Genomic DNA, 8240 nt, shown 5'->3' with positions numbered 1-8240 from the left:
GGCTGTCTCTACTTCAGAGGCTGTCTCTACTTCAGAGGCTGTCTCTACTTCAGAGGCTGTCTCTACTTCAGAGGCTGTCTCTACTTCAGAGGCTGTCTCTACTTCAGAGGCTGTCTCTACTTCAGAGGCTGTCTCTACTTCAGAGGCTGTCTCTACTTCAGAGGCTGTTACTACTTCAGAGGCTGTCTCTTTACCGCAACCTCATGCACCAGTGGCACTGCCTTCATTGCATCGAGAAGCTTTGAGCTCACTGCCAGAGATGCTGTTGATCATCGATACGGAAACCACTGGATTGGATCCGAAGCGAAGTCACTGCCTAGAGGTTGGAGCCATCCTTTTCCATGCACCGCAGCGTGCTGTGCTTGCCCAGCATTCCTTTTTGCTGCCTGTGGAAACCAATGCGGCTGAATCAATCAATCGCATCCCCGCTGAGGTCACTCGCTTGGATCAGCCTTGGAGACAAGGACTGGACTATTTCCAAGCCTTACTGGATGCCGCTGATCTATTAGTTGCTCACAATGCTGGCTTCGATCGTCAGTGGTTCGGAAAGGATCAGCTTCCAGCTGTCTCCAAGCCTTGGCTTTGCACGATGGAAGACATCACTTGGCCAGTTGATCGTCAGCTTCGTTCCAGGCCTTCTGTAAGAGATTTGGCTCTCGCTTATGGCGTGCCGGTATGGGCCGCCCATCGTGCTCTCACAGACTGCATTTATCTAGCCGAGGTGTTCGCCCGTTGCAAGGATCTCGAAACTCTGCTGCTTCATGGGCTAGAGCCAAGGCGTTTGATGCGTGCCCAGGTGTCTTATGCACAAAGACATTTAGCCAAGGAAGCTGGGTTTCGTTGGAATGATCCAATTCAAGGTGCCTGGACTCGACGTTTAAGTGATCGAGGGGCCGCCAAGCTGGAATTCGAAGTGGTTGCTATTGATCAACAAGAGGAACAGCCATTGAGTGCATAACGTTGCCTTCAATGGCGTCATCAGTTTGAGAAAAGGTTGAGCTGCCAAACATCCTTGCTCCGATAGCGGTGAATTCTGATTAATTCCCTTAGTCAAGAGCTGAACTCTCCTAACAATCTCATCACTTGTTTGCTGCCGCTGTGGCATAGGTGATCAAGCTTCCGAGTTCTGGTTAGTAGACAATTAGAAACACTGCACTTACTAAGTAACGACTCTTTGTCGGGGGTTAGATCAGCCCTAGGTCACAACCCCATTGATTTGCTTCCTACGATTTTTTCATTGAGCCATTCCGTTCCTTCCTGACAAAAAACGATGACTCACCAAGAATGTCTACTTAGCTGCCATAAATCGAGAGAATACGTAGATGACTGACTTATCAATGGATCCCACTCCCACTCCACGCTTAGTGAATGGTTCTGACGATGCCCCTGCCACCCTGCTCTTAGCTCATGGGGCTGGTGCAGCGATGGATAGCCCTTTCATGACAGCGATAGCGAGTGGCTTAGCAGGAGTCGGTTGGCGAGTGGTGCGCTTTGAATTCGCCTACATGGCTAAACAACGCATGAGTGGCAAACGCTCTCCCCCTGATCGATTGGAGAAATTGAAGCAAGTCTTCCTCGAGCAAGTAGAGATAGAAATTGCAAGTCGGCCCGTCTTCATCGCTGGTAAGTCGATGGGGGGCAGGGTCGCCAGTCTTCTGGCAGATGAAATCTCAGCCAACATGAACGTACTTGGCTGCATCTGCCTGGGTTACCCCTTTCATCCCTTGGGGAAACCTCAGCAGTTGAGAACTGAACATCTTGCCGTGCAAAAGACGCCGACCTTGATTTTGCAAGGCGAACGCGATGGGATGGGTCGACAAGACGAGGTTGAAACCTACACTTTGTCGCCAATGGTCTCTTTGCAATGGATGCCTGCCGGGGATCACAGTTTCAAACCCACCCGAAACTCTGGACTCACTGAAGCCGACAACTGGACCGCAGCAGTGACTCACTCAAGTAATTTTTGCAAGAGACTGCTAAACAACTGAACATTTCCAGCAGCCAAAACAATGAACATGGCAACTCACTTGTCCATAGATGCAATCTTGCTCATCCTTGTGGCTGGTTTTGTTGTGTTGGCAAGAACTACAGAAAAGAGAAAAGGAGGTTAATGATCATGGCTGTGAAGGAAGTCCTGCGTATGGGGAATCCTCAACTGAGGCAAGTGTCCAATGTCGTCGATGATGTCTCTGATGAGCTGATCATTTCACTCATCAAGGATTTACACGACACGGTGAAGGCCCATCAAGGAGCAGGACTCGCCGCACCCCAAATAGGTGTCCCTTTAAGAGTGGTGCTGTTTGGCGGAGGAGGCCCTAATCCCCGCTATCCCGAGGCCCCATCGATTCCACAAACACTTCTGATTAATCCTGTCTTAACACCAATCGGCTCTGATCTAGAGGATGGTTGGGAGGGCTGCTTGAGTGTGCCAGGACTTCGCGGCAAGGTGTCCCGCTGGAGTCGAATTCACTACAGGGCGCTCGATGAAAATGGGATAGATATTGAGCATTGGCTTGAGGGCTTCCCCGCAAGAGTTATCCAACATGAATGTGACCACTTAGACGGGGTTTTGTTTCCCGATCGTCTCGTTGACTCTGCCTCATTTGGTTTCACAGGGGAGTTAGAAGCTGCTGGCATCATTGCGAAGCTTGCCAGGGCAGAGCAAAAAGCATCACAACAGAGCAGATCAGATTGAAAGGTTAAACCTTATTCTTAAAGAGACAACGCACCATCATTAGCCAAAAGCTAAACAGTGACAATGGTTAACATGAGGCTATTCATATGGACGGTTTTTATATTTATCATGATGCTAGAAGTTGCTCCCAACGATGGACAAATTCTTGTGGGAACGTTTTCTGGATTATTGATCGGACTGTTAGTGCGGACACTGAAAAGGATAGGCAAAGCACAGTAAGATGAGAAATCAACAACTGCTGACGACTTAGGAGTGACTAAATCCAGAGAACAGCTTGAACAGTGGATGAGTGAGACCAACTCACTACTCCACAAAAGGCTGAGGAATAGAGCAATAAAACGACGTATTCTACGCGCCTTTGCTCTAACTAGTTTTATCCTGATCGTTGCGGCAGAAATCGCAACCAATGCCGATGGCCGAGTTGTCTTTGGTGCATTTCTTGGCATCGCCCTATATCACTTCTCCATCGAATTAGAAAATTTAAAGGACAGTGAATAAAACTAGCACTAATGGTTTTAATTATTAGTAACTTCTCTAGATACCACGATATGGAATTCCACTAATCGTAGACATATTGGCAAGAGTAACTCATTTAGCGAGAAAGGACTTTCCGATCAAATTGATAGCCTAAAAGCTGATTATTTAGGCTGATACTAGAAAAGTGCAGACGAATCAATATGGAAAGATCATGATCCTCAGCCATTACATGATGGCGGCGTGAATAAGTGTACCGTTTCCTCTTGGTCGGGAAGCATGAGGCCCATTAACCTGAAAGCAATACAAAACCCGCAAGGGGAAAGCAGGGGACAAAGTTGTCGCCTTCCATCTCCCGACAAAAGCTCACAAACACCAGTCCCATCACATGTTTTTTTATGCCCTATGGACCTGCCAGCAAATGCCTAAAGGCCCACTGCAGCACGCACAACCGTAAGAAGCAAGGCACCTTCTGCTGAGGTAGTTCCTGGCCAATGCGGTGCCGACTTTCCTTTGGTTTCTTGTCCTCAGTTGTTGCCGTTCAAGCAGCAAAATAATTGCCAAAGAGGTCAGCATCAAGACTTAAAGAGGAAAGTTAGCCAAACAAGCGAAAGGCACCGCTGCAGGCCTGGGCATGATGACTATCAGGCTGAGTGACTATCTAACACACGAGATCATGGGCTGACTTATCTATCAAAAATAAAACATTGAAATAAGATTCAAACGAGATTTTCAAGAAAATGCCAACAACTACTTTCGATCACCTTGATGAAGATCATTTAATTTCGCAACAACTGATTGTTGTAATTTATCTTTTTTACTGGCCAGCCAGTCACTTACATTTGACTTCTCTTGTGGAGTAAGGTTCATTTTTTGCAAGTATTCTTTGGTGGCCTCCCAAACCAATGCTCCAAATTCTTTTGAGTGCTTCAGCCGCTCAGCCACTTTTTCATGAATATCATCGTCATTCAGCAGTGGGTGGGTTTCCGTCGTTTCGGCAGAAATGTCAATAATCGGCTGATCTGATATGTCAGGCATAGAAAGAAAAGGTGATGATGACAATGGTTGGCAAAAGAATTATATCTTGTTAGCATTACTTGTTAGCATGGATAAGTTACCTAGCTTAATGATAGTTTTCTTCGACGAAATCACCCATCATGTGAACAAACTAGTGTTGTTCAAAACATCCAATCAAGCCACTGATCAAATACTTATCTCGTCAAGCCACTTCCCAAAGAAGCCTCTCAGACGATCCTGAATCAATCACATTATGCAGCTCTTACAATCTTCATCAAGACCGCCAATACTGCCTAATTAGCTTCCAATTCCTGGTGCCTGCTTGCCAATTAGATACTTAGACTGGGGAGTGATTGATCGAAGCTAACTCTACATATAATTACTAGCCACGACAAAGACAGCCATCAACTTGTTAGCATCAATCAATACCTTTGCCTCCTGAACCTAACATCAAAAACCGCAAAGAATTAACAAGGTGAGTCGATTTGTGGCTTTGCATAACTCTGCCATTTCACTGAAGGATTACTTGCCCATGGCTCTCCTTAGTTTTGCAGCTTCATCCATACCTTCCATGATCGTGAAGGTTTCATTCTCTGTGGCTGCGTTACGGATTTTGCTTAGCTCTTGATACTCAGCTGATTCATAAGCATCGACTGCTGCTCTCATCGAAGGGAACTCACAAATAACTGCCAAGTTCACTCCTTCTGTCTTCTCTTTCCCTTGAGGTTCTGTGTCTTTAGCAAAAACCACTCCACCAACTTCTTTAAGCCATGGTCCAACTTTGTCTACATACTCAGCAAATAAAGCTGGATTGGTGACTGTTGAAGTGCTGATCCAATAACCCTTAGCGCCTTTCTTGTCCATGCATAGCTTCTAGAAACCTCTAGAGCTTCGCACTTAACTCGTGTATTGGGTTTGTCGGCAATTTTGTAGTGGGTTCCAATAGGGCAACGGCTCCAAACTGGGCTGGGCCCTAACAGCACTCCCTTGCACGATCCGCTCCAATCCACGGCGCCATAGCCGCCCTCTAACAGTTGCCTAGTTCGGTGGTGTTGGTCTCTCAACCTCTCTAGAGAAATCTCGCTCCATTGCTTCGAGAACCTGGCCACCCGCCATCAGGGTCGCTCTTAGAGCTTGGCAACACGCGCCAATGTATTGGCGGCAGTGTTCTTGTCGAGTTGCTCCAGTCGCATCAGGTCTGATTGTCATCCAGCATGTCTTCATATCCCTCATAAGGGTCATATTCCGACCAGCCTGGGCTGGCCTCATCGAGCAAACCGCTTTCACCATCAATCATCTGCATCCGGGTATTTCCTTCAGGAACGGTGTTGCAGGTAACGCCTCCAGCGGCGGAAGGCTCACAGTCATCGAAGCGGACCTGCGCCCCTGTAGAACCTGAGCAAAGCAACAATGTCAGCAGACCAAAAGCAGCGAAACGGGCCATTAGTGAGACATGTACTTCACCCATCTTGCTGCTCCCCCAGAGAAATGCATCAGCCTCGGCAGCTCCTTGGCATCGGCTGGCTTGAGCAGCAAGTGAAGGTGATTAGCCATCCGATACCTGGCACCTGTTTGCCAATTAGATACTTAGACTGGCGTGCAGTTGATCGCAGCCAACTCTGGTGTCAACCAGATCTTCTCTGCTGAAAAAGCCTTCGCGGCATTAAAAGACGACGGCTCTGTTGTGTCTTGGGGTAGCTCCCACTCGGGTGGTGATAGCAGCAGCGTCGCTGCTGATCTCAGCTCTGGTGTCAACCAGATCTTCTCTACGGGATATGCCTTCGCGGCATTAAAAGACGACGGTTCCGTTGTTAGCTGGGGGCACTCCGACTACGGCGGTGATAGCAGCAGCGTTGCTGATCAACTCAGCTCTGGTGTGGTCTCCTTCGCGGATCCGTTCCACAATGATCGCCTGATCTTTGGCACCACCACTTCTGATCCATCAGATCCCCTCAATCTCACCATTGATGCCACTGCTCCTGCCTTCTCCTCTGGCGATACAACTAACCCGATAGAAGAAAACAGTGGCGCAGCTCAAGTTATCTATACCGCTGCTGCAGATGATGCATCAGATGTCTCCTACAGCCTCAAACAAAACAACAGCGACGATGCAGAATCCTTCTCTATTGATGCATCAACAGGAAAGGTAATCCTCACAGACGATCCAGATTATGAAACCAAGTCCTCCTATTCATTCTCCGTATCTGCAACCGATTTAGCGGGCAATAGCAGTGAACAGGATCTGAATCTAGAAATCAAAGACATCCATGGTTCATACATACTTTCTACATCTAGCGATTCACTCAATGAAGGTGAGCAGCTAACGAGCACAGTCAGCACACATGAAGTAAATTCAGGATCTGAAGTTCATTGGTCAATCTCTGGTGTTGGCATTAATGAATCAGATTTTAAAGAAGGTGCATTAACAGGCTCAGCTCAAACCGATGCTGATGGCAAATTCTCGTTCTCCCATACGCTAAGGAATGATCAAACCAGAGAAGGGACTGAGAATTTAGAAATCAAGCTGTTCAATGATGCTTTACGCAGCGAGCAAGTAGGCAATACAGCCTCTCTAGAGATCAAAGATACTTCGATGTCAACAAACTACGTAAGACGTGGTGATTCGGCTTATGTGATTGTTGATGGCCCGTCATGGCAGGAAGCGGAAGCCTATGCCCAAAGTATTGGCGGCAATCTGGTCACGATTAATGATGCGGACGAGAATGAGTGGTTAACTAACACCTATGCATATCATGAAAAACTAAGCGCTAGCGAGCACTACGCAGGCAATCCAAACAACGACTTTTCTGCGTGGATTGGGCTTACATATGACTACACTACTGATCAATGGATTAATCCTTTAGGAGAAGAGCAAACATATTTCTCCTGGCAATCGGGACAGCCAGGCGATGTATTGGGAATGGAACCATATGGGCCATTAAATACAACTCTAATTATTAATACCGATGCTCCGTCCTGGGGACCAGGCGTGTGGGATTCAAGCTGGGCGAACCAACTAGTCCCTTATTACCGTAATGGTATCGCTGAGATATCCCTAGTCAGAAGCAATTCGAATATTGCAAATGAATGGGCGCCTAACCCACAAGCCACAGCAGATAGCGACCTGGAACTGAGCTATAGCCTTCATTCAGCAACAGGCAGTGATCTGCGTCAACTGGCAGTACTTGGTGATTCTGTTGATTGGCAAGACACCTATCGCCTGGATATCACAGCCAAGAGCCTTGCAGAAGGCTATGACTTAGAAACAGCCGATATCACGATCAACTTTGATCCTTTTCTCTTTAACGAGATCAAAGCATCTGATATCACCATTGGCGGTCAACTACCCATCGCCAATGCGGTACGCATCGATAATGATGTGGGAACAATCCGCATTGCTGCTGCAAGTCTTGGAGATCTAGATCCAGGAGATCTCTATGGAAACCATCTAGCCGATGCCGGATCGAGCATCGGCATCGATGGTGGTGTTGTGGCGTCGATTGATCTGAACTTCAATGAGTTTCGCCTCGATACGCTTACGGAAAACTCCAATGGCAAGATCCTTGATCCCAGCACACCACTGTTCTTTGGTTTAAGTGCCAATCAAGATGAGACTGTCTTCTCCAAAGCCTTAGAAGACAACAGCGGTTTGGCTAACCGTGAAATCAAGAGCTTGCGCGATCTTGGTGGTGATTTAGCTGTTGATGGAACCAAAGTCACCCTTTATGAGGCCGCCATCAAACTAAAAGAGCAAGGCGATGGCTTGATTTTAAGTAGTGATCTTGATATTGGATCTTATCATTCAAGTAAAACAAATCTGGTAAGAACAGGCGATACGATTACAGCCGCAAGCCAATGGACCAATGTCGGAAATATAAAAGCCACAGATATAGCGATTACGGGAGTTGCCAATGACAATGCAAGTTTGAGTAGTTCTAGTTTTTATATCAGCACAACAGAAGGAGAAAGCTATCAAGCATTAACCAACCTCGAGAGTGGCAGCTTTAGCTCAACAACAGGGGCCTTTGATTCAACAGGTCAAGAAACAGCGCAA

General features: G+C 47.1%; 9 protein-coding genes. 5 read left to right on the top strand and 4 right to left on the bottom strand.

Translation table 11 applies throughout. The features are described 5' to 3' along the window. From EV12_RS12790 to EV12_RS12775, 4 genes are all read left to right on the top strand, one after another. The coding region (locus EV12_RS12790) for an exonuclease domain-containing protein (protein WP_446727373.1) at window positions 1-958 on the top strand (958 nt) is incomplete at its 5' end. A gap of 364 nt (window positions 959-1322) precedes the next feature. Next, the gene (locus EV12_RS12785) at window positions 1323-1988 is read left to right on the top strand and encodes an alpha/beta hydrolase family protein (RefSeq protein WP_036916063.1); all 666 of its coding nucleotides are present in this window, start codon (window positions 1323-1325) and stop codon (window positions 1986-1988) included. A 128-nt stretch (window positions 1989-2116) separates the two neighbouring features. Further along, window positions 2117-2695, top strand: a complete 579-nt coding sequence (def, locus tag EV12_RS12780) for a peptide deformylase (protein ID WP_036916065.1) — start codon at window positions 2117-2119, stop codon at window positions 2693-2695. A gap of 252 nt (window positions 2696-2947) precedes the next feature. Further along, on the top strand, window positions 2948-3193 hold the full coding sequence (locus EV12_RS12775; RefSeq protein ID WP_036916059.1) for a hypothetical protein: 246 nt from the start codon (window positions 2948-2950) through the stop codon (window positions 3191-3193). A 726-nt stretch (window positions 3194-3919) separates the two neighbouring features. Here the strand turns inward: EV12_RS12775 and EV12_RS12770 are convergent. From EV12_RS12770 to EV12_RS12760, 4 genes are all read right to left on the bottom strand, one after another. Continuing rightward, the gene (locus tag EV12_RS12770; protein ID WP_036916058.1) at window positions 3920-4207 is read right to left on the bottom strand and encodes a hypothetical protein; all 288 of its coding nucleotides are present in this window, start codon (window positions 4205-4207) and stop codon (window positions 3920-3922) included. Between the two features lie 501 nt (window positions 4208-4708). Further along, complete coding sequence (locus EV12_RS12765; protein ID WP_036916056.1) at window positions 4709-5050, bottom strand: DUF1330 domain-containing protein; 342 nt, start codon at window positions 5048-5050, stop codon at window positions 4709-4711. 174 nt (window positions 5051-5224) lie between these two features. Then, on the bottom strand, window positions 5225-5395 hold the full coding sequence (locus EV12_RS14420) for a hypothetical protein (RefSeq protein WP_193742249.1): 171 nt from the start codon (window positions 5393-5395) through the stop codon (window positions 5225-5227). Next, complete coding sequence (locus EV12_RS12760) at window positions 5379-5630, bottom strand: hypothetical protein (protein WP_036916053.1); 252 nt, start codon at window positions 5628-5630, stop codon at window positions 5379-5381. Before EV12_RS12760 ends, EV12_RS14420 begins: the two co-directional genes overlap by 17 nt. 153 nt (window positions 5631-5783) lie before the next feature. Between EV12_RS12760 and EV12_RS12755 the strand changes: the two genes are divergently transcribed. Then, window positions 5784-8240, top strand: a 2457-nt coding sequence (locus EV12_RS12755) for a cadherin domain-containing protein (protein ID WP_036916051.1), incomplete at its 3' end; no start/stop codon positions are given.

The sequence above is a fragment of the Prochlorococcus sp. MIT 0701 genome (genome assembly GCF_000760295.1).
In the GTDB taxonomy this organism is placed as follows: Bacteria; Cyanobacteriota; Cyanobacteriia; order PCC-6307; family Cyanobiaceae; genus Prochlorococcus.
The sequence above is the reverse complement of the archived record's forward strand: the minus strand, read 5'-3'. Positions and strand labels throughout refer to the sequence as shown.